Below are 21,876 nucleotides of genomic sequence, written 5' to 3'. Positions count from 1 at the left end.
GAGCCTGCGATGCAGCTGGAAAAAGTCCTGATCGCCAACCGTGGCGAAATCGCCCTGCGCATCCTGCGCGCCTGCAAGGAGCTGGGCATCAAGACGGTGGCCGTCTACTCCACCGCCGACCGCGAGCTGATGCACCTGGGCCTGGCCGACGAGACCGTGTGCATCGGCCCGGCGCCCGGCGCCAAGTCCTACCTGAACATCCCGGCGATCATCGCCGCCGCCGAGGTGACCGGCGCCACCGCGATTCACCCCGGCTACGGTTTCCTCGCGGAAAACGCCGACTTCGCCGAGCAGGTGGAGAAATCCGGTTTCGCCTTCATCGGCCCGACCGGTGACGTGATCCGCCTGATGGGTGACAAGGTCTCGGCCAAGAACGCCATGATCAAGTCCGGCGTGCCCGTGGTGCCTGGCTCCGAAGGCCCGCTGCCGGAAGACGAAGAGACCGCGCTGAAGATCGCCCGTGAAGTCGGTTACCCGGTGATCATCAAGGCCGCTGGCGGCGGCGGTGGTCGCGGCATGCGTGTGGTGCACAAGGAAGAAGACCTGATCAAGTCGGCCAAGCTGACCCGCACCGAGGCCGGCGCCGCCTTCGGCAACCCGATGGTCTATCTGGAGAAGTTCCTCGGCAACCCGCGCCACGTGGAAGTCCAGGTGCTGTCCGACGGCCAGGGCAACGCCATCCACCTGGGCGACCGCGACTGCTCGCTGCAGCGCCGTCACCAGAAGGTCCTGGAAGAAGCGCCAGCCCCCGGCATCGACGAGAAGGCCCGCGCCGAAGTGCTGCAACGCTGCGTCGACGCCTGTGTCGAGATCGGCTATCGCGGCGCCGGCACCTTCGAGTTCCTCTACGAAGACGGCCGCTTCTACTTCATCGAGATGAACACCCGCGTGCAGGTCGAGCATCCGGTCACCGAGATGGTCACCGGCATCGACATCGTCAAGGAGATGCTCAGCATCGCCGCCGGCAACAAGCTGTCGATCAAGCAGAGCGACGTGGTCATCCGCGGTCACGCCCTGGAGTGCCGGATCAACGCCGAGGACCCGGACAACTTCATGCCCTGCCCCGGCAAGGTCAAGCACTACCACGCCCCGGGCGGCAACGGCATCCGTGTCGACTCGCACCTGTACAGCGGCTATTCGGTACCGCCGAACTACGACTCGCTGATCGGCAAGCTGATCGCCTACGGCAAGGACCGCAGCGAAGCCATGGCACGCATGCGCAACGCCCTGGACGAGCTGGTGGTGGACGGCATCAAGACCAACATCCCGCTGCACCGCGACCTGACCCGCGACAAGGGTTTCGCCAAGGGAGGCGTGAACATCCACTACCTGGAGAAGAAGCTGGGCATGGACAAGCACTGAGTCCTTCCTCGCACCACCACACGGGCTGCCTGCGGGCGGCCCGTGTGCTTTCCGATCGGCGCCCGCGGTGGCGGCGGCCGTGCCCCTCAAGTAAGCTGCGCGCCCACGCAACACCGCACACGAGGTTCGCCATGCCCTGGTTACAAGTCCGTCTCGCCATCACCCCGGAACAGGCGGAGACCTACGAGGACGCCCTGCTCGGCGTCGGCGCCGTGTCGGTAACCTTCATGGACGCCGAGGACCAGCCGATCTTCGAACCGGACCTGGGCACCACCCCGCTGTGGTCCAACACCCACCTGCTGGCCCTGTTCGAGGCCGACACCGACCCGGCCAACCTGGTCGCGCACCTGCAGCTGCTCACCGGTGGCGAGCTGCCGGCCCACGAGATCGAGCACATCGCCGACCAGGACTGGGAGCGCAGCTGGATGGACAACTTCCAGCCCATGCGTTTCGGCCGTCGCCTGTGGATCGTGCCGAGCTGGCATGCCGCGCCGGAGCCGGAGGCGGTCAACCTGCTGCTCGATCCGGGCCTGGCCTTCGGCACAGGCACCCACCCGACCACCGCGCTGTGCCTGGAATGGCTGGACGGCCAGGAGCTGGCCGGCTGCAACGTGATCGACTTCGGCTGCGGCTCGGGCATCCTGGCCATCGCCGCCCTGCTGCTCGGCGCGCCACAGGCCATCGGCACCGATATCGACCCGCAGGCCCTGGAGGCCTCGCGCGACAACGCCGGACGCAACGGCATCGACCCGGCGCGTTTCCCGGTCTACCTGCCCGCCGACATGCCGCAACAGCCGGCCGAGGTGGTGGTCGCCAACATCCTGGCCGGCCCGCTGGTCTCGCTGGCGCCGCAGATCACCAGCCTGGTCCAGGCCGGCGGCCGCCTGGCGCTGTCCGGCATCCTCGCCGAGCAGGCCGAGGAGGTGCGCGCCGCCTATGAAGGTGCATTCGAGCTCGACCCAACCGCGATCAAGGACGGCTGGGTACGCATCAGCGGGGTGAAGCGCTAGCAGCGCTTGTATTCCCAGGCCCCTGCTTGGGTAAACTAGCGCCCTGTTTCGCACGGACCGCCGCATGACCGACAGTTTCGTCACTCAATGCCCCCACTGCCGTACCAGCTTCCGCATCAGTCGTGCGCAGCTGGGCGCAGCCCATGGCGCCGTGCGCTGCGGGGCCTGCATGCGCGTGTTCAATGCCGCCCAGCAACTGCTGGTCGACCAGAATCGGGCCAGCAAGCCGGCTACCCCGGCTCCCGCTGTGGCGACGACACCAGCGTCGGCACCCGCCAGGCCGGCCGTCCCCGTCGAACAACCCAGTGCCGCGCAGCCGCCGCGCCCGGCGCCGGTTGCCGCACCAATCACGCCCAGCCAGCCTGCCGCCATACCGCCAGCACCCGCACCAGCGCCGGCCAAGCCGAGCCCGGCGCCGACGGCGGAAAAGAAATCCGTCGACACCCTGTGGATCCACGACGATCTGGACCTGGACAGCCTCGACCTGGACGAGGAACTGGCCAAGCTGGAAGAGCAGGAGATGCAGCTGTCCCGCGAGTTCCTGGCGATGGGCAACGCCACGCAGAACAACGAGCACCTGCTGCACGGCGAGGAAGAAGACAACCGCCACGACGAGAGCTGGGCCGAATCGCTGATCAAGGACGAGCCGCCGCGCAAGCCGGAAGCCATGCAGATGGCGCGCCCACGCGTGGAGCCGCTGCCCGAACCGCAATACCAGCCGGAGCCCAAGCCAGAGCCGCGCCCGGAGCCGATCCCAACTCCGCCCCCCGCACCAGCCGCCAGGGTCGAAGCGCCGCACAAGGCGAAGCCGCTCGAGGAACCGCAGAGCGACCGCGACGAGCCGCCCCTGGGCGATCTCAGCGCCGATGAGGACGCCGAGGAAATCGGCGACGGTGACTACTGCATCGCCACCGAGCCGGCCGCCAAGCCCGCACGTAGCGAGCCGGCACTGCGCGACAACGGCCTGCTGGACCTGAACGACGATCCGCTGCAGCTGGATTGGCAGCAACCGAAGAAGCCCTGGGGCCGCTGGATCGGCTGGGGCCTGCTGAACCTGATCGCCGCCGGCGCCCTGGGCACCCAGTACGTGATCTACCACTTCGAGGAACTGGCCCGCCAGGACCAGTACCGCCCCTGGTTCGAGACCATCTGTCCGGAAATCGGCTGCTCCCTGCCGTCCAAGGTCGATATCTCCCAGGTCCGCAGCACCAACCTGGTGGTGCGCAGCCACCCGCAGTACATGGATGCGCTGATGGTCGACGCCATCCTCTACAACCGCGCGCCCTTCGCCCAGCCCTTCCCGCTGCTGGAACTGCGCTTCGCCGACCTCAACGGCCAGCTGATCGCCAGCAGCCGCTTCCGCCCCAGCGAGTACCTCAGCGGCGAGCTGGCCGGCCAGGACGAGATGCCACCGCAGACGCCGATCCACATCTCCCTGGAGATCAAGGACCCGGGCGCCAAGGCGGTCAACTACAGCCTCAGCTTCCACTCCCCGGAATAGGCCGAAAACGCCGGATTTCCGGCGTTTGCGCCACTCCACCTAGCCAACGGCGATAACCCGATGGCTGCTCATAATTTGTTCAAAACAGCCTTTATCCGGTCACCGAGAGCGGGTATCATGCCCTCCCTTTTTCGCACTCCCCCGATCGCCGTTCCGCACTTTGGCAGGCTACGCCATTGCCCGAAACGACCCTCGAGACAACAGGGATGACCATGTCGGTGGTACGCATCGGCCCTTATACACTGCCCAATCAGCTGATCCTCGCCCCCATGGCGGGCGTCACCGATCAGCCGTTCCGGCAGCTGTGCCGGCGCCTCGGCGCCGGGCTGGTGGTCTCGGAGATGGTCACCAGCGACGTGCGCCTGTGGAACAGCCGCAAGTCCAGCCTGCGCATGATCCATACCGGTGATCCCGAGCCACGCTCGGTGCAGATCGCCGGTGGCGATCCCGAGATGCTGGCCGAGGCCGCTCGTCGCAATGTGGAGATGGGCGCGCAGATCATCGACATCAACATGGGCTGCCCGGCCAAGAAGGTCTGCAACAAGGCCGCCGGTTCGGCGCTGATGAAAGATGAAGAATTGGTGACGGCGATCCTCAACGCCGTGGTCAGTGCGGTCGACGTGCCGGTGACCCTGAAGATCCGCACCGGCTGGGATCGCGCGAACAAGAACGGCATCACCGTGGCCAAGATCGCCGAGCAGGCCGGCATCGCCGCCCTTGCCGTGCACGGCCGCACCCGCGCCGACCTGTACACCGGCGAGGCCGAGTACGACACCATCGCCGCCATCAAGCAGGCGATCTCGATTCCGGTGTTTGCCAATGGCGACATCGATTCGCCGCACAAGGCCAAGGCCGTGCTCGACGCCACCGGCGCCGACGCCCTGCTGATCGGTCGTGCGGCGCAGGGGCGGCCGTGGATCTTCCGCGAGATCGCTCATTACCTGGCGACCGGCAAGGAGCTGCCGGCGCCAACGCCGTACGAAGTAGAACGAATCCTGCTGGAGCACCTGGCCGCGCTGCACGCCTTCTATGGCGACCTGATGGGCGTACGCATCGCCCGCAAGCACGTCGGCTGGTACCTGGCAACGCTACCCGGCGCCCGCGAGTTCCGCGCCGAGTTCAATCGTCTGGAAAGTACGGACGCGCAGTACACCGCCGCTCGGCAGTTCTTCGCCGAGCAGAACAATAAAGGAGAAGGGGTGGCCGCATGACGAGGATGACCGAGCCTTTTTTTGAGCAATCAGTTTTTGATGGGGCAGTACCCGTGAGCGACAACGCCAACCTGAAGCAGCACCTGAACACTCCGTTCGAGCAGGGCCAGACCCTGCGCGACAGCGTGGAGAAGGCACTGCACAACTACTTCGCCCATCTCGAGGGAGCCGACGTCACCGACGTCTACAACCTGGTCCTGACCGAGGTCGAAGCGCCGCTGCTGGAGACCGTGATGAACTATGTCAAGGGCAACCAGACCAAGGCCTCCGAGCTGCTCGGCCTGAACCGCGGCACCCTGCGCAAGAAGCTCAAGCAATACGATCTGCTGTAAGCCTCGAATACATGGAAAAGGGCGGCCCCCAATACAAAAAAGGGCTCGCCCTTTTTTACTGAATCTTAAGCTCCGATGGACTTTGCAATGACCGACCAGACCACCCGCCTCCCCGTTCGCCGCGCCCTGATCAGCGTCTCCGACAAGACCGGCATCCTCGAGTTCGCCCGTGAGCTCGTCAGCCTGGGCGTGGAAATCCTCTCCACCGGCGGCACCTACAAGCTGCTCAAGGACAACGGCGTCGCGGCCGTGGAAGTGGCCGACTACACCGGCTTCCCGGAAATGATGGACGGTCGCGTCAAGACCCTGCACCCGAAGATCCACGGCGGCATCCTCGGCCGTCGCGCCCTCGACGGCGACGTGATGGAGCAGCACGGCATCAAGCCGATCGACCTGGTCGCGGTCAACCTCTACCCCTTCGCCGCCACCGTGGCCAAGCCCGGCTGTGACCTGGCCGACGCTATCGAGAACATCGATATCGGCGGCCCGACCATGGTCCGCTCCGCCGCGAAGAACCACAAAGACGTGGCCATCGTGGTCAACGCCAGCGACTACGCCGGCATCGTCGAGTCGCTCAAGGCCGGTGGCCTGAGCTATGCCCAGCGCTTCGACCTGGCCCTCAAGGCCTTCGAGCACACCGCTGCCTACGACGGCATGATCGCCAACTACCTGGGCACCATCGACCAGAGCCGCGACACCCTGAGCACCGAAGAGCGCGGTTCCTTCCCGCGTACCTTCAACAGCCAGTTCATCAAGGCCCAGGAAATGCGCTACGGCGAGAACCCGCACCAGAGCGCGGCGTTCTACGTGGAAGCACAGAAAGGCGAGGCCAGCGTCGCCACCGCCATCCAGCTGCAGGGCAAGGAACTGTCGTTCAACAACGTGGCCGACACCGACGCCGCGCTGGAATGCGTGAAGAGCTTCGTCAAACCGGCCTGCGTCATCGTCAAGCATGCCAACCCGTGCGGCGTGGCCGTGGCCACCGACGCCGAAGGCGGCATCCGCAAGGCCTACGACCTGGCCTACGCCACCGACACCGAGTCGGCCTTCGGCGGCATCATCGCCTTCAACCGCGAGCTGGATGGCGAGACCGCGAAAGCCATCGTCGAGCGTCAGTTCGTCGAAGTGATCATCGCCCCGAAAATCAGCGCCGAAGCCCGTGCCGTGGTCGCTGCCAAGGCCAACGTGCGCCTGCTCGAGTGCGGCGAGTGGCCGGCCGAACGCGCCGCTGGCTGGGACTTCAAGCGCGTCAACGGTGGCCTGCTGGTGCAGAGCCGCGACATCGGCATGATCAAGGCCGAAGACCTGAAGATCGTGACCAAGCGCGCGCCGAGCGAGCAGGAAATCCATGACCTGATCTTCGCCTGGAAAGTGGCCAAGTTCGTCAAATCCAACGCCATCGTCTATGCCAAGGGCCGCCAGACCATCGGCGTCGGCGCCGGCCAGATGAGCCGCGTCAACTCCGCCCGTATCGCCGCCATCAAGGCCGAACACGCCGGCCTGCAGGTCGCCGGTTCGGTGATGGCCTCCGACGCCTTCTTCCCGTTCCGCGACGGCCTGGACAATGCGGCCAAGGTCGGCATCACCGCGGTGATCCAGCCGGGCGGCTCGATGCGCGATGCCGAAGTCATTGCCGCGGCCGACGAAGCCGGCATCGCCATGGTGTTCACCGGCATGCGCCACTTTCGCCACTAAGTGGCGCGGCCGCGCTGAAGCAGGCGTCTGCGTTGTTGCGGACGACTTCGCTAATGCTCATTGCCAGTCGGCAACTGCGCTTATCGAAGCCCTCCGCGCCTAGCATCCACCAGCTCCATCGCGGCCCGAGAGATTTGCGTCGTAGCCCGGATGAAATCCGGGGACACCCCACTCAAAAGCCCCGGATTGCATCCGGGCTACGGTCAGGAGATACCCCATGAACGTATTGATCATCGGCAGCGGCGGCCGCGAGCACGCCCTGGCCTGGAAAGTGGCGCAGGACAAGCGCGTCGAGAAGGTCTTCGTCGCCCCGGGCAACGCCGGCACCGCCACCGAAGCCAAGTGCGAGAACGTGAGCATCGACGTGCTGGCCATCGAGCAGCTGGCCGACTTCGCCGAGAAGAATGTGCAGCTGACCATCGTCGGCCCGGAAGCGCCGCTGGTGAAGGGCGTGGTCGACCTGTTCCGTGCGCGCAAGCTGGACATCTTCGGCCCCACCGCCGCCGCCGCCCAGCTGGAAGGCTCCAAGGCCTTCACCAAGGACTTCCTGGCGCGCCACAACATCCCCACCGCTGACTACCAGAACTTCACCGAAGTCGAGCCGGCGCTGGCCTACCTGCGCAAGAAAGGCGCGCCGATCGTGGTCAAGGCCGACGGCCTGGCTGCCGGTAAAGGCGTGATCGTCGCCATGACCCTGGAAGAGGCCGAGGAAGCCGTGCGCGACATGCTGTCGGGCAACGCCTTCGGCGACGCCGGCGCGCGCGTGGTGATCGAGGAATTCCTCGACGGCGAGGAAGCCAGCTTCATCGTCATGGTCGACGGCGAGAACGTGCTGCCGATGGCCACCAGCCAGGATCACAAGCGTGTTGGCGACGCCGATACCGGCCCGAACACCGGTGGCATGGGCGCCTACTCGCCGGCTCCGGTGGTCACCGCCGACGTGCACCAGCGCGTGATGGACGAGGTGATCTACCCGACCGTGCGCGGCATGGCCAGCGAAGGCAACGTCTACACCGGCTTCCTCTATGCCGGTCTGATGATCGACAAGGCCGGCAAGCCCAAGGTCATCGAATTCAACTGCCGCTTCGGCGACCCGGAAACCCAGCCAATCATGGTGCGCCTGGAAAGCTCCCTGGTGCTGCTGGTCGAGGCCGCCCTGGCCAAGGCGCTGGACAAGGTCGAAGCGACCTGGGATCCGCGTCCGACCGTGGGTGTGGTGATCGCCGCCGGCGGTTACCCGGCCGACTACGCCAAGGGCGACGTGATCGAAGGCCTGGACGCCGCCGCCAAGATCGACGGCAAGGTGTTCCACGCCGGTACCGCGCTGAATGCAGCTGGCCAAGTGGTCACCGCCGGCGGCCGCGTGCTGTGCGCCACCGCCATCGGCAAGAGCGTGTCCGACGCCCAGCAGCAGGCCTATCGCCTGGCCGAGCAGATCCGCTGGAACGGCAGCTTCTACCGCAAGGACATCGGCTACCGCGCCATCGCCCGCGAAAACGGCGAAGGCTGATTTCCAGCCGATAGAAAAAGGCCCCGCACTGCGGGGCCTTTTCATTTCTGCATCTCGATCAGACCAGCTCGGTGGGCTGCCGCTGCGCGGCGAGGCCACCCTACGGCTGTTAGTGCCAGTTACGCAGATCGCGATCCTTGGTCTCCGGCATCAGGAACAGGCCGATGATGAAGGTCATCACCGCCACCACGATCGGGTACCACAGCCCGTAGTAGATGTTGCCGGTGGCGGCGACCATAGCGAAGGCGGTGGTCGGCAGGAAGCCGCCGAACCAGCCGTTGCCGATGTGGTACGGCAGCGACATCGCCGTATAGCGGATGCGGGTCGGGAACAGCTCCACCAGCAGCGCCGCGATGGGCCCGTAAACCATGGTCACGAACAGCACCAGGATGGTCAGCAGCAGCACCAGCATCGGCGTGTTGATCTGCGCCGGGTCGGCCTTGGCCGGATAGCCGGCGCCGCGGATCACCTCGGTCATCCTGGCGTTGAAGGCGTCGGACTCGGCCTTGAACTGCTCGGCCGGCATGCCGGCGCCGGAGAACGAGGCGATGGTCTGCTCGCCGATACGGATGCTCGCCGGGGTGCCGGCCGGCGCCTCCTCGTTGGCGTAGTTCACCGAGTTGCGGGCGAGGAAGCCCTTGGCGATGTCGCAGGAGGTGACGAACTTCGCGGTGCCCACCGGGTTGAACTGGAACGAGCACTCGTTGGGGTCAGCCACCACCGTCACCGGCGCCGAAACCTGGGCCTGCTCCAGCGCCGGGTTGGCGTAGTGGGTGATCAGGCCGAACAGCGGGAAGTAGGTCAGCGCCGCGATCAGGCAGCCACCGAGGATGATCGGCTTGCGCCCGATCTTGTCCGATAGCCAGCCGAACACGATGAAGAACGGCGTACCGATCAGCAGCGACAGGGCGATCAGGATATTCGCCGTGGCGGCCTCCACCTTGAGCGTCTGGGTCAGGAAGAACAGCGCGTAGAACTGCCCGGTGTACCAGACCACCGCCTGGCCGGCGGTGCCGCCGAACAGGGCGACCAGCGCCACCTTGGCATTCTCCCAGCGGCCGAAGGCCTCGGTCAGCGGCGCCTTGGAGGTCTTGCCCTCCTCCTTCATTTTCTTGAAGGCCGGGCTCTCGCTGAGGGTCAGGCGAATCCATACCGAGATGGCCAGCAGCAGGATCGACAGCAGGAACGGGATGCGCCAGCCCCAGGCGGCGAACGCTTCCTCGCCCAGCCAGGTGCGGGTGCCGAGGATCACCAACAGCGAGAGGAACAGACCCAGCGTGGCGGTGGTCTGGATCCACGAGGTGTAGAAGCCGCGCCGGCCGTGGGGCGCATGCTCGGCCACGTAGGTCGCCGCGCCACCGTATTCACCACCGAGGGCCAGCCCCTGGAACAGCCGCAGGACGATGAGGATGATCGGCGCCGCGATGCCCCAACTGGCATACGAGGGCAGGATGCCGACGATAAAGGTCGACAGGCCCATGATCATGATGGTGATGAGGAAGGTGTACTTGCGCCCGACCAGGTCGCCCAGGCGCCCGAAGAAGATCGCGCCGAAAGGCCGTACCGCGAAGCCGGCGGCGAAGGCCATGAGGGCGAAGATGAAGGCCGCGGTCGGGTTGACCCCGGAGAAGAACTGCGCCGCGATGATCGCCGAGAGAGAACCGTACAGGTAGAAGTCGTACCACTCGAAGACCGTGCCGAGGGATGAGGCGAAAATGACTTTTCGCTCCTCGGCGGTCATGGGTCCGGCCTGTGCCTGGCCGGCGTCTGCCGTTGCTACGCTCATGGGGTGCCTCCCGACGCCAGTCGGCAGAGAGCGAGGATCGCCCTTTACCCGGACGTCTTTTCTTGTGATTGTTGTTCTGACCAGGAAGGCTAGTCGGGCGTTGCACGAGCGGCATTAGACCTTAGTCTAATGCCCGGCAAATTTATGGTAGAAGCACGCCCCGTCCTGAGTGGCCTGGGCAAAACCGTCTCGATTGCCGATTCGGGACGGGTTACAGGGTAAAGATGCGGTAAAGCTCCCACTAAGGCCGCCGCCACGACTGCCTTTTGTGTATTACCCATAGCTATAATCCGGAAATCTATCGAAGAAGGGACTCCGCCGTGCGCCGGCTCTGGATCGCCACAGGACTCATTGTCAGCCTGCTCCTGGGTCTGCCGGCTCTGGCCACGGCTGCGCCGACGGCCGAGGAGAGCTGGTCGATCCTGCTCGACAAGTCGGCCCAGCTGACCTTCGACGAGGTCCAGGCCCAGAGCTCCCGCTTCCAGCCCCTCGACCGCCTCGCCTTCACCCTCCCCGCTTCCCCCCAGGCCATCTGGCTGAAAGTCGATACCGCCGCCCTCTCCGCCCCGCACTGGCTGTGGCTGTTCGCCCCACGCGTGCAGCACCTGGACTTCTACCTGGTCAGGGACGGCGTGCTGGAGCAGCAGCTGCGCACCGGCGAGGCCCTGACCCTGAGCTCGCGGCCGCTGCCGTCGCGGGCCTACCTGTTCAGCCTGCCCAACGACAACCTGCCGCGGGTCGCCTACCTGCGCATGACCTCCAACCACGCGCTGATGATGTGGTTCAAGGTGATCGACGAGACCCAGCTGGTCGCCCAGGAGAAGCCGGCCTACCTGTTCGGCGCCCTGCTCGGCGGCCTGCTGTTGCTGGCGCTGTTCAACCTGCTGCGCATGGCCTACTCGCCGACCGCCAGCAACCTGTGGCTGGCCGGCATGCATGTCGCCCTGGCCCTGTGCGCCACCGCCAACATCGGCCTGCTGGCGGTGCTGCTGCCGGAGCAGAGCTACAACCAGTCGCTGATCGCCGACCTGGCGGCGCTCACCGCCGCCCTGTGCATCCTCGGCTACACCCGCTTCTTCTTCAGCGGTAGCCCGGCCGAGCGCAGCCCGCTGCGCCACGTGCTGCACCTGGAATTCGCCGTGCTCGCCGCGGCCGCCGCCATGATCGGCTTCACCGGCCTGTTCTGGCACAGCTGGCTGGTCTACGGCCTGGTGGTGCTGGTGGCGCTGACCGTGCCGGCCGTGGCCTTCACCCACTGGCGCGGCGGCTACCGCCCGGCACGCCTGATCTTCGCCGGCTTGCTGATCTTCGATATCGGGTTCGCCACCCTCGGCCCGGTACTGTTCGGCTTCGACCAGCTCAACCCCGGCTGGCTGGTACTCTGCCTGTTCAGCGTGGCCATGATCGCCGGCCTGGTGCTCAGCATCGCGCTGTCCGAGCGTCAGCGGCAGATCCAGAGCGACACCCTGTTCCGCCGCACCAGCGAGGCCGCCACCAGTGCCGAGCTGAAGGCCAAGGCCGAGTTCCTGGCCAAGATGAGCCACGAGATCCGCACGCCCATGAACGGCGTGCTGGGCATGACCGAGCTGCTGCTCGGCACCCCGCTGTCGGCCAAGCAGCGCGACTACGTGCAGACCATCCATAGCTCGGGCAACGAGCTGCTGACCCTGATCAACGAGATTCTCGACATCTCCAAGCTGGAGTCCGGGCAGATCGAGCTGGACGACGTGCAGTTCGACCTCAACGCGCTGATCGACGACTGCCTGGACATCTTCCGCGCCAAGGCCGAGCAGCAGAAGGTCGAGCTGATCAGCTTCACCCAGCCCCAGGTACCGCGGGTGATCAGTGGCGACCCGACGCGCCTGCGGCAGATCCTCATGAGCCTGCTGGACAACGCCTTCCGCCAGACCGACGAGGGCGAGATCCTGCTGGTGGTGGCGCTGGACAGCGAAGCCAAGGAGCCACGCCTGCGCATCGCCGTGCAGGACAGCGGCCGCCCGCTGGAGCCGAGCGAGCGCGACGCGCTGCTCAACACCCAGCTGCACAGCAGCGACTTCCTCAGCGCCAGCAAGCTCGGAGGCCGCCTCGGCCTGATCATCGCGCGCCAGCTGGTGCGCCTGATGGAAGGCGAGTTCGGCGTGCAGAGCGGCGGCAGCGCCGGCAGCACCCTGTGGCTGACCCTGCCGCTCGACCCGCAACGCCTGGAACAACCCACCGCCGACCTCGACGGCCCGCTGCAAGGCGCGCGCCTGCTGGTGGTGGACGACAACGAGACCTGCCGCAAGGTGCTGCAGCAGCAGTGCGCGGCCTGGGGCCTGCAGGTCAGCGCCGTGGCCTCCGGCAAGGAGGCCCTGGCCCTGCTGCGCACCAAGGCGCACCTGCGCGAGTTCTTCGATGCGGTGCTGCTGGACCAGGAAATGCCCGGCATGACCGGCATGCAGCTGGCGGCCAAGATCAAGGAAGACCCCAACCTCAACCACGACATCCTGCTGATCATGCTCACCGGCATCAGCAACGCGCCGAGCAAGATCATCGCGCGCAACGCCGGGATCAAGCGCATCCTGGCCAAGCCGGTGGCCGGCTACACGCTGAAGACCACCCTGGCCGACGAACTGGCCCAGCGCCAGGCCGGCGCGCCGCAACTGCCGCAGGTCGACAGCGGTCCGCTGCAGGTGCCGGAAGACTTCCGCATCCTGGTGGCCGAGGACAACAGCATCTCCACCAAGGTCATCCGCGGCATGCTGAACAAGCTCAACCTGCGCCCGGACACCGCCAGCAACGGCGAGGAAGCCCTGCGCGCCATGCAGGAGCAGCAGTACGACCTGGTGCTGATGGACTGCGAGATGCCGGTGCTCGACGGCTTCTCCGCCACCGAGCAGCTGCGCGCCTGGGAGCAGCGCGAGCAGCGCGGGCGCACCCCGGTGGTGGCGTTGACCGCGCACATCCTCGCCGAGCACAAGGAGCGCGCGCGCCAGGTCGGCATGGACGGGCACATGTCCAAGCCGGTGGAGATGTCGCAACTGCGCGACCTGATCGCCCACTGGGTGGGTGAACGCGAGCGCCGCCAGCGCGACGCCCTGCCCTCCTAATAGGCTGGCGGTGGTCGACCATCGCCTTCTATGCTGTGCCCGTCCGCCCCTGAAGAGCCCTGTCCATGCTGTCGCTGCTGTTCACCGTCTATCTAAAGATGCTGGTCCTCTACAGCCCGTTCTTCGTGCTGTCCTGCTTCATCAGCCTGACCCCGGGCTATAGCGCCAAGGAGCGCAAGAGGCTGGCCTGGAAGGTGGCACTCGGCACCCTAGTGTCCAGCGTACTGCTCTACCTGTTCGGTCAGACCATCTTCGAGATCTTCGGCATCACCGCCGACGCCTTCCGCATCGGTGCAGGCTCGGTGCTGTTCATCTCCGCCCTGGGCATGGCCCAGGGCAAGTCGGCGGTGCAGGCGGACAACGTGCAGCAGGACGTCACCATCGTGCCGCTGACCATTCCGCTCACCGTCGGCCCCGGCACCATCGGTGCGCTGCTGGTGATGGGCATCAGCCAGCCGCAGTGGGACGACAAGCTGGCCGCCATCATCGCCATCGCCATTGCCAGCGCCACGGTCGGCCTGGTGCTGTATCTCTCCGACAAGGTCGAGCGCCTGCTCGGCCAGCAGGGCCTGCAGATCCTCAGCCGCCTGATGGGCCTGTTCGTCTGCGCCCTGGCCGCGCAGATCATCTTCACCGGCGTGCGTGGCTACCTCGCCCCCTGACTCCGCCCCCTACTGGCGCACCACCCCAGCCCGCCGGCCCCCAAACGGGGCGGCGGCGGCTCCTTCGTACGCGCACAAGCGAGATAAATAACTTACAAAACAATCAGTTAACGAACTGGCACAACATCTGCTCTGGAAATTCCAACTTGGATACAAGAAGGAATCTAGAAAGATGTCCCATCCCGGATTCGGCTGGACCCTGAGTGAATGGCAGCACGCCTATCGCAGCGAGAACCTGCAACCGAGCACACTGGCCGAGCTGCTCGCCGAGCTGAGCGCCGACGATCCGGCCTGGATCGCCCTGGCGACCCAGGCTCAGCTGCAGGCCCAGCTCGATCAGCTGGCCGAGCGCCTGGCCGAAGCCTCCGGCGACCTGAGCAAGCTGCCGCTGTATGGCGTGCCCTTCGCCATCAAGGACAACATCGACGCCGCCGGCTGGCCCACCACCGCCGCCTGCCCCGAGTTCGCCTACACGGCCAAGGCCGATGCCAGCGTGGTCGCCAAGCTGCGCGCCGCCGGCGCCATCGTCATCGGCAAGACCAACCTCGACCAGTTCGCCACCGGTCTGGTCGGCACCCGCTCGCCCTATGGCGCGGTGCCCAACAGTTTCGATGCGGATTACGTCAGCGGCGGCTCCAGCTCCGGTTCCGCCAGCGTGGTGGCGCGCGGCCTGGTGGCCTTCTCGTTGGGCACCGACACCGCCGGCTCCGGCCGCGTGCCGGCCGGCTTCAACAGTATCGTCGGGCTCAAGCCGACCAAGGGCTGGTTGTCCACCAGCGGCCTGGTGCCGGCCTGCCGCACCCTGGACTGCATCTCGGTGTTCGCCCTGACCGTGGCCGATGCCCAGGTCGTGGCCAACATCGCCGGCGGCTTCGATGCCAGTGACGCCTACAGCCGTAAGAACCCCAATAGCGCCAAGGTCGGCATGCCGGCCAAGCCGCGCCTGGCCATGCCGGCGGCGCCCGAGTTCTTCGGCGATGCGCAGAACCAGGCGGTGTTCGAGCAGGCGCTGGGCAAGCTGCGCGAGCTGGGCGCCGAGGTCGAGGCCATCGACTTCACGCCCTTCCGCGAACTGGCCGAGCAGCTCTATTACGGCTCCTGGGTCGCCGAGCGCACGGTGGCGCTGGAAGCTGTCGAGCCCGCCCATATCAACCCGGTGGTGCGCGGCATCGTCGAGAATGGCGAGAAGTACAGCGCCTGCGATGCCTACAAGGCCGAGTACATTCGCGCCGAGCTGGCACGCCAGATCAACGACGCCCTGGCCGGCTTCGACGCCCTGGTGGTGCCGACCTCGCCGACCATTCGCACCCTGGCCGAGATGCAGGCCGAGCCTGTGCTGTTCAACAGCCAGTTCGGCACCTACACCAACTTCACCAACCTCGCCGACCTCGCCGCCCTGGCCCTGCCGGCCGGGTTCCGTGCCGACGGTCTGCCGGCCGGCATCACCCTGATCGCCCCGGCCTGGCACGACCAGGCCCTGGCCGCCTTCGGCCAGCGCTGGCAGGAATTCCTCGCCCTGCCGCTGGGCGCCACCCAACGCGCCCTGCCCGCCCAGCCGGCCATCGGCCAGGCCCCGGGCAGCGTGCGGGTCGCCGTGGTCGGTGCGCACCTTACCGGCATGCCGCTGAACTTCCAGCTGCTCACCCGCGATGCCGTACTGGTCGAGCAGACCACCAGTGCCGCCAGCTATCGCCTCTATGCCCTGCCCGGCACCGTGCCGCCCAAGCCGGGCCTGGCGCGGGTCAGTGAGGACGGCGCCGAGATCATCGTCGAGCTGTGGGATGTGCCGCAGGCGCGCTTCGGCGAGTTCGTCGCCGAGATCCCGCCGCCGCTGGGCATCGGCAACCTGCAGCTGGCCGACGGCCGCTGGGTCAAGGGCTTTATCTGCGAGCCGTACGCGCTCGACGGTGCCCGCGACATCACCGGCTTCGGCGGCTGGCGCGCCTTTATCGCCAGCCTCAAGGGCTGAGCCCATGTCCAAGCGCGCGGCACCACCCAGCCTGGCCGACGCCATCTACCGGCAGCTCAAGGAGGACATTTTCGAGTTCCGCCTGCTGCCGGGCGATCGCTTCTCCGAGGGCGAGGTGGCCGAGCGCATGGCGGTCAGCCGCACGCCGGTGCGCCAGGCCCTGTACCGCCTGCAGCGCGAGGGCCAGGTGCAGGTGCACTTTCGCAGCGGCTGGCAGGTCAGCCCGCTGGACTTCGAGCAGTTCGAGGAACTCTACGACCTGCGCATCCTGCTCGAACTGGAAGCGGTACGCCGCCTGTGCCAGCGCCCCGAAGTCGAGCCGAGCCCCGCACTGCAACAACTCGGTCGCACCTGGTTGGTGCAACCCGAACAGCGCCTGCGGGATGGCAGGGCGGTTTCCCTGCTCGACGAACAGTTCCATTGCCAGCTGGTGGAGGCCGGCGGCAACCGCGAGATGGCCCGCGTGCACCTGGAGGTCACCGAGAAGATCCGCATTCTAAGGCGCCTGGACTTCACCCAGACGCCACGGATTGCCGCCACCTACGACGAACACGGACGGATTCTTGGCGCGATCCTCGCGCGCCACTGCGAAGAGGCACAGCTATTGCTCAGGACCCATATCGAGGAGAGCAAGGCGGAAGTGCGCAAGATCACCCTGCACATGTTGCACAGCGCCCGACAGAAGGTGCCGGAGACGCGGGGTGAAGGCGATGACCTTGGTTCCACTGCCACAACGGATAACAACAACCCAGCAGTTCAACACTCAAGTTCGTGAATGGAGATCGCACTATGCAACGTCGCAGCCTGATCAAGGCCTTCACCCTTTCCGCTTCCATCGCCGCCATGGGCATGACCTGGACCGTGCAGGCCGCCGAGACCATCAAGGTCGGCATCCTGCACTCGCTGTCCGGCACCATGGCCATCTCCGAGACCTCGCTGAAAGACATGGCGCTGATGACCATCGACGAGATCAACGCCAAGGGCGGCGTGGGCGGCAAGCAGCTGGAAGCGGTGGTGGTCGACCCGGCCTCCAACTGGCCGCTGTTCGCCGAGAAGGCGCGCCAGCTGCTGACCCAGGACAAGGTCGACGTGGTGTTCGGCTGCTGGACCTCGGTATCGCGCAAGTCCGTGCTGCCGGTGTTCGAGGAGCTCAACGGCCTGCTGTTCTACCCGGTGCAGTACGAAGGCGAAGAGATGTCGCCGAACGTGTTCTACACCGGCGCGGCGCCGAACCAGCAGGCCATCCCGGCCGTGGAATACCTGATGAGCGAAGACGGCGGCGCCGCCAAGCGCTACTTCCTGCTGGGCACCGACTACGTCTACCCGCGCACCACCAACAAGATCCTGCGCAGCTTCCTGCACAGCAAAGGCGTGGCCGACAAGGACATCGAAGAGGTCTACACCCCCTTCGGTCATAGCGACTATCAAACCATCGTCGCCAACATCAAGAAGTTCTCCGCCGGCGGCAAGACCGCGGTGATCTCCACCGTCAACGGCGACTCCAACGTGCCGTTCTACAAGGAACTGGCCAACCAGGGCATCGAAGCCACCGACATCCCGGTGGTGGCCTTCTCGGTCGGCGAGGAAGAACTGCGCGGCATCGACACCAAGCCGCTGGTGGGCCAGTTGGCCGCCTGGAACTACTTCCAGTCGGTGGACAACTCGGTCAATAGCGCCTTCGTCGACAAGTGGAAGGCCTACGCCAAGGCCAAGAACCTGCCGAACTACCAGACCGCGGTGACCAACGACCCGATGGAAGCCACCTACGTCGGCATCAACATGTGGGCCCAGGCCGTCGAGAAAGCTGGCACCACGGACGTTGACAAGGTCCGCGAAGCCCTGGCCGGCCAGACCTTCGCCGCCCCGAGCGGCTACACCCTGACCATGGACAAGACCAACCACCACCTGCACAAGCCGGTGATGATCGGCGAAGTCCAGGAAGACGGTCAGTTCTCCATCGTCTGGCAGACCGAAGGCCCGCTGCGCGCCCAGCCGTGGAGCCCCTTCATCCCCGGCAACGACAAGAAGCCGGACTACGCGGTGAAGTCCAACTAAGCAAAGCCCCTCTCCCTGGCCCTCTCCCACCCGTGGGAGAGGAACGGCCCGGTGCTGCTTGTCAGCAACGCCGGGCATTTCCCTCCCCTCTCCCGTTCACGGGAGAGGGGCCGGGGGAGAGGGTGTTCGTAGCCCGGAAGCATTCCGGGCCACGGCTCCACTCGAAGGACCGTTCCAACATGCCCACTGCCCTGATTCCCTTTCTGCTGTCACTGGCACTGCTGATCGTGCCGCTGACCACCCAGGCGGGCGACGCCAATGATTTCGTCGCCGCCAACCCGGCCAAGCAGGCCAAGCTCCTCGAGAGCTGGGCCGCCCACCCCGATGCCGCTCGCCAGCCATTGCTCGATGCCCTGCAGCAGGGCCGCGTCGGCGTCGATGCGAGTAAGGCCGCCTTCTATGAAGTCGACGGCAGCTGGCAAGCCGCCGAAGCAGCTGCGACCGCCGACGGCACGCCGAAGAAACTGCGCCTGAACAACCGCCTGCGCGGTCTGCTGGCCAACGTGCAGGCCAGCCAGCAACTGCTCGCCGCAGAGCCGGCCACGCGCCTGGCCGCCGCCCAGCAGCTGCAGAAGAGCGCCAAGCCGGCGCAGCTGGAACTGCTCAACGCCCGCGTCGCCAGCGAACAGGATGACGGCGTACGCGCCGCCCTGGCACTGGCCCTGGCCAACCTGCAGCTGGTCGACCCCGACCCGGCAATCCGCCTGAGCGCCGTGCGCCTGCTCGGCGAAAGCGGCGACCCGCTGGCCCGCACCCGCCTGGAAGGCCTGCTGGCCGAAGGCGTGGAAGCCGACGCCGCGGTACGCACCGCCGCCGAGACCAGCCTGGCCCAGGTCAAACGTCGCCTGCTGGTCGGCGAGCTGCTCGGCCAGGCCTTCAGTGGCCTGAGCCTCGGCTCGATCCTGCTACTGGCCGCCCTCGGCCTGGCCATCACCTTCGGCCTGCTCGGGGTGATCAATATGGCCCACGGCGAGATGCTGATGCTCGGCGCCTACACCACCTACATGGTGCAGCTGGGCTTCCAGCGCCTGGCCCCGGAATACCTCGCGCTCTACCCGCTGGCCGCCCTGCCGGTGGCCTTCTTCGTCACCGCCGCCATCGGCATGGCGCTGGAGCGCACGGTGATCCGCCATCTGTACGGCCGCCCGCTGGAAACCCTGCTGGCCACCTGGGGCATCAGCCTGATGCTGATCCAGGCGGTGCGGGTGATCTTCGGTGCGCAGAACGTCGAAGTCGCCAACCCCGGCTGGCTGTCCGGCGGCGTGCAGGTGCTGCCGAACCTGGTACTGCCCTACAGCCGCATGGTGATCATCGGCTTCGCCCTGTTCGTGGTGGCGCTGACCTGGCTGCTGCTGAACAAGACCCGCCTCGGCCTCAACGTCCGTGCCGTCACCCAGAACCGCAATATGGCGGCTTGCTGCGGCGTGCCTACCGGCCAGGTGGACATGCTCGCCTTCGGCCTCGGCTCCGGCATCGCCGGCCTCGGTGGCGTGGCGCTGTCGCAGATCGGCAACGTCGGCCCGGACCTGGGCCAGAGCTACATCATCGACTCCTTCCTGGTGGTGGTGCTTGGCGGCGTCGGACAACTGGCCGGTAGCGTGCTGGCGGCCTTCGGCTTAGGGATAGCCAACAAGCTGCTGGAACCGCAGATCGGCGCCGTGCTCGGCAAGATCCTGATCCTCGCGTTGATCATTCTGTTTATCCAGAAACGTCCGCAAGGCCTCTTCGCACTGAAAGGACGGGTGATCGACTGATGACTCAAGCACTCAACCAAACGCTGCTGGCCCGCGCCACGGCGAAACTGGGACCGCAGGCGTCCCTCGCCGTCGGCCTGCTGGTACTGGCTGTGCTGCTGGCCATGCCGCTGCTGCACCTGCTGCCGGCGGACAACGCCCTGCACGTCTCGGCCTACGGCCTGACTCTGGTCGGCAAGATCCTCTGCTACGCCATAGTCGCTTTGGCACTTGATCTGGTCTGGGGCTATGCGGGGCTGCTGTCGCTCGGCCACGGCCTGTTCTTCGCCCTTGGCGGCTACGCCATGGGCATGTACCTGATGCGGCAGTCGGCCGGTGACGGCCTGCCCGCCTTTATGAGTTTCCTCGCCTGGAGCGAGCTGCCCTGGTACTGGTACGGCACCAGCAACTTCCTCTGGGCCCTGTGCCTGGTGGTGCTGGCGCCCGGTTTGCTGGCCCTGGTGTTCGGCTTCTTCGCCTTCCGCTCGCGGATCAAGGGCGTGTACTTCTCGATCATGACCCAGGCGCTGACCTTCGCCGGCATGCTGCTGTTCTTCCGCAACGAGACCGGCTTCGGCGGCAACAATGGCTTCACCAATTTCAGGACGATTCTGGGCTTCGACATCACCGCACCGGGCACCCGCGCCTTCCTGTTCTTCTGCACCGTGCTGCTGCTGGTCGGCAGCCTGGCCCTGGGCTTCGCCCTGGCGCGCAGCAAGTTCGGCCGGGTGCTGACGGCGCTGCGCGACGCGGAGAACCGTCTGATGTTCTGCGGCTACGACCCGCGCGGCTACAAGCTGTTTATCTGGGTGCTTAGCGCGGTGCTGTGCGGCCTGGCCGGCGCGCTGTATGTGCCGCAGGTGGGCATCATCAACCCCAGCGAGATGTCGCCGACCAACTCCATCGAGGCCGCCATCTGGGTCGCCCTCGGCGGCCGCGGCACGCTGATCGGCCCGCTGCTTGGCGCCGGCATCGTCAACGGCATGAAGAGCTGGTTCACCGTGGCCTTCCCCGAGTACTGGCTGTTTGCCCTGGGCGCCCTGTTTATCGTCATCACCCTGTTCCTGCCGAAAGGTGTGATCGGCCTGATCAAGAAGGAGAAGGAGCAATGAGAGCCACGCCCCTGCCTGAATTCATGCTCGAACCCGCCTTCGACCCGGCCGGCACCGGCCGCGATGCGGTCGGCCTCGGCAGCGCCGCGGCCAAGGGGCTGGATGTGCGCCACGGCACCATCCTCACCCTGGAAGGCATCAACGTCAGCTTCGACGGCTTCCGCGCCATCACCGACCTCAACCTGTACATCGGCGTCGGCGAACTGCGCTGCATCATCGGCCCCAACGGCGCTGGTAAGACCACCATGATGGACGTGATCACCGGCAAGACCCGCCCGGACAACGGCCACGCCTACTTCGGCGAGACGCTCGACCTGACCCAGATGAGCGAGGTCGAGATCGCCCAGGCCGGCATCGGTCGCAAGTTCCAGAAGCCCACGGTGTTCGAGGCGCTCAGCGTCTTTGAAAATCTCGAACTGGCGCTGAAGACCGACAAGTCGGTATGGGCCAGCCTGCGCGCGCGGCTCTCCGGCGCGCAGAAAGACCGCATCGAGGAAGTGCTCAGCACCATCCGCCTGGAAGGCTCGCGCCATCGCCCGGCCGGGCTGCTGTCCCACGGCCAGAAGCAGTTCCTCGAGATCGGCATGCTGCTGGTCCAGGACCCGCAACTGCTGCTGCTCGACGAGCCGGTGGCGGGCATGACCGACGCCGAGACCGAGTTCACTGCCGAGCTGTTCAAGAGCCTCGCCGGCAAGCACTCGCTGATGGTGGTGGAGCACGACATGGGCTTCGTCGGCTCGATCGCCGACCACGTCACCGTGCTGCACCAGGGCAGCGTGCTGGCCGAGGGCTCGCTGGAAGAAGTGCAGGCCAACGAACGCGTTATCGAAGTCTATCTGGGGCGCTGAA

At 66.4% G+C, this 21,876-nt stretch carries 16 protein-coding genes; 15 read left to right on the top strand and 1 reads right to left on the bottom strand.

Going from position 1 to position 21,876, the window contains the following annotated elements; translation table 11 throughout:
- Positions 1–9 precede the first annotated feature (9 nt).
- The 7 genes from accC (at position 10) to purD (ending at position 8,621) form a co-directional block, all read left to right on the top strand.
- A complete protein-coding gene (gene accC / locus FFS62_RS17495) occupies positions 10–1,362 on the top strand; it encodes an acetyl-CoA carboxylase biotin carboxylase subunit (protein WP_137974124.1) in 1,353 nt (450 codons plus the stop codon).
- Positions 1,363–1,493: 131 nt separating this feature from the next.
- Positions 1,494–2,372: a 50S ribosomal protein L11 methyltransferase gene (gene prmA / locus FFS62_RS17490; RefSeq protein WP_137974123.1), complete on the top strand. Its 879-nt coding sequence runs from the start codon at positions 1,494–1,496 to the stop codon at positions 2,370–2,372.
- A gap of 64 nt (positions 2,373–2,436) precedes the next feature.
- Complete coding sequence (locus tag FFS62_RS17485) at positions 2,437–3,873, top strand: DUF3426 domain-containing protein (RefSeq protein ID WP_137974122.1); 1,437 nt, start codon at positions 2,437–2,439, stop codon at positions 3,871–3,873.
- A 212-nt stretch (positions 3,874–4,085) separates the two neighbouring features.
- On the top strand, positions 4,086–5,084 hold the full coding sequence (gene dusB, locus FFS62_RS17480) for a tRNA dihydrouridine synthase DusB (protein ID WP_137974121.1): 999 nt from the start codon (positions 4,086–4,088) through the stop codon (positions 5,082–5,084).
- Positions 5,081–5,416, top strand: coding sequence for a DNA-binding transcriptional regulator Fis (gene fis / locus FFS62_RS17475; RefSeq protein WP_043307105.1), 336 nt, complete (start codon positions 5,081–5,083; stop codon positions 5,414–5,416). The genes dusB and fis overlap by 4 nt, the downstream gene beginning before the upstream one ends.
- A gap of 87 nt (positions 5,417–5,503) precedes the next feature.
- Entirely contained in the window at positions 5,504–7,111 is a 1,608-nt protein-coding gene (gene purH / locus FFS62_RS17470; protein ID WP_137974120.1) for a bifunctional phosphoribosylaminoimidazolecarboxamide formyltransferase/IMP cyclohydrolase, read from the top strand.
- A gap of 217 nt (positions 7,112–7,328) precedes the next feature.
- The gene (gene purD, locus FFS62_RS17465) at positions 7,329–8,621 is read left to right on the top strand and encodes a phosphoribosylamine--glycine ligase (RefSeq protein WP_137974119.1); all 1,293 of its coding nucleotides are present in this window, start codon (positions 7,329–7,331) and stop codon (positions 8,619–8,621) included.
- Between the two features lie 109 nt (positions 8,622–8,730).
- Here purD and FFS62_RS17460 read toward each other — a convergent pair whose 3' ends face one another.
- Positions 8,731–10,407 carry an MFS transporter gene (locus FFS62_RS17460; RefSeq protein ID WP_256662290.1) on the bottom strand — a complete coding sequence of 559 codons (1,677 nt, stop codon included), beginning with the start codon at positions 10,405–10,407 and terminating at the stop codon, positions 8,731–8,733.
- Between the two features lie 320 nt (positions 10,408–10,727).
- Between FFS62_RS17460 and FFS62_RS17455 the strand changes: the two genes are divergently transcribed.
- The 8 genes from FFS62_RS17455 (at position 10,728) to urtD (ending at position 21,875) form a co-directional block, all read left to right on the top strand.
- Positions 10,728–13,496 carry a response regulator gene (locus FFS62_RS17455; RefSeq protein ID WP_137974118.1) on the top strand — a complete coding sequence of 923 codons (2,769 nt, stop codon included), beginning with the start codon at positions 10,728–10,730 and terminating at the stop codon, positions 13,494–13,496.
- A gap of 68 nt (positions 13,497–13,564) precedes the next feature.
- Positions 13,565–14,158, top strand: a complete 594-nt coding sequence (locus tag FFS62_RS17450) for a MarC family protein (RefSeq protein ID WP_371920159.1) — start codon at positions 13,565–13,567, stop codon at positions 14,156–14,158.
- Positions 14,159–14,330: 172 nt separating this feature from the next.
- Complete coding sequence (gene atzF, locus FFS62_RS17445) at positions 14,331–16,127, top strand: allophanate hydrolase (protein WP_137974116.1); 1,797 nt, start codon at positions 14,331–14,333, stop codon at positions 16,125–16,127.
- 4 nt (positions 16,128–16,131) lie between these two features.
- Complete coding sequence (locus tag FFS62_RS17440; protein ID WP_137974115.1) at positions 16,132–16,902, top strand: GntR family transcriptional regulator; 771 nt, start codon at positions 16,132–16,134, stop codon at positions 16,900–16,902.
- Between the two features lie 14 nt (positions 16,903–16,916).
- Entirely contained in the window at positions 16,917–18,182 is a 1,266-nt protein-coding gene (gene urtA, locus FFS62_RS17435; RefSeq protein ID WP_137974114.1) for an urea ABC transporter substrate-binding protein, read from the top strand.
- A gap of 179 nt (positions 18,183–18,361) precedes the next feature.
- Complete coding sequence (urtB, locus tag FFS62_RS17430; protein WP_137974113.1) at positions 18,362–19,936, top strand: urea ABC transporter permease subunit UrtB; 1,575 nt, start codon at positions 18,362–18,364, stop codon at positions 19,934–19,936.
- Positions 19,936–21,027: an urea ABC transporter permease subunit UrtC gene (urtC, locus tag FFS62_RS17425; protein ID WP_137974112.1), complete on the top strand. Its 1,092-nt coding sequence runs from the start codon at positions 19,936–19,938 to the stop codon at positions 21,025–21,027. The genes urtB and urtC overlap by 1 nt, the downstream gene beginning before the upstream one ends.
- Complete coding sequence (urtD, locus tag FFS62_RS17420; protein ID WP_137974111.1) at positions 21,024–21,875, top strand: urea ABC transporter ATP-binding protein UrtD; 852 nt, start codon at positions 21,024–21,026, stop codon at positions 21,873–21,875. The genes urtC and urtD overlap by 4 nt, the downstream gene beginning before the upstream one ends.
- The last annotated feature ends 1 nt before the right edge of the window (position 21,876 follow it).

This window comes from Pseudomonas sp. F(2018) (genome assembly GCF_005508865.1).
GTDB lineage: Bacteria > Pseudomonadota > Gammaproteobacteria > Pseudomonadales > Pseudomonadaceae > Aquipseudomonas.
This window is presented reverse-complemented; position numbering and strand designations above follow the sequence as displayed.

Bases quoted from the DNA above. Each gene is read 5' to 3' on its own strand.
- urtB (WP_137974113.1), top strand. From the start codon at position 18,362: ATGCCCACTGCCCTGATTCCCTTTCTGCTGTCACTGGCACTGCTGATC.
- urtD (WP_137974111.1), top strand. From the start codon at position 21,024: ATGAGAGCCACGCCCCTGCCTGAATTCATGCTCGAACCCGCCTTCGAC.
- FFS62_RS17460 (WP_256662290.1), bottom strand. From the start codon at position 10,407: ATGAGCGTAGCAACGGCAGACGCCGGCCAGGCACAGGCCGGACCCATG.
- FFS62_RS17440 (WP_137974115.1), top strand. From the start codon at position 16,132: ATGTCCAAGCGCGCGGCACCACCCAGCCTGGCCGACGCCATCTACCGG.
- FFS62_RS17485 (WP_137974122.1), top strand. From the start codon at position 2,437: ATGACCGACAGTTTCGTCACTCAATGCCCCCACTGCCGTACCAGCTTC.
- accC (WP_137974124.1), top strand. From the start codon at position 10: ATGCAGCTGGAAAAAGTCCTGATCGCCAACCGTGGCGAAATCGCCCTG.
- prmA (WP_137974123.1), top strand. From the start codon at position 1,494: ATGCCCTGGTTACAAGTCCGTCTCGCCATCACCCCGGAACAGGCGGAG.
- urtC (WP_137974112.1), top strand. From the start codon at position 19,936: ATGACTCAAGCACTCAACCAAACGCTGCTGGCCCGCGCCACGGCGAAA.
- atzF (WP_137974116.1), top strand. From the start codon at position 14,331: ATGTCCCATCCCGGATTCGGCTGGACCCTGAGTGAATGGCAGCACGCC.
- dusB (WP_137974121.1), top strand. From the start codon at position 4,086: ATGTCGGTGGTACGCATCGGCCCTTATACACTGCCCAATCAGCTGATC.
- fis (WP_043307105.1), top strand. From the start codon at position 5,081: ATGACGAGGATGACCGAGCCTTTTTTTGAGCAATCAGTTTTTGATGGG.
- urtA (WP_137974114.1), top strand. From the start codon at position 16,917: ATGCAACGTCGCAGCCTGATCAAGGCCTTCACCCTTTCCGCTTCCATC.
- purD (WP_137974119.1), top strand. From the start codon at position 7,329: ATGAACGTATTGATCATCGGCAGCGGCGGCCGCGAGCACGCCCTGGCC.
- purH (WP_137974120.1), top strand. From the start codon at position 5,504: ATGACCGACCAGACCACCCGCCTCCCCGTTCGCCGCGCCCTGATCAGC.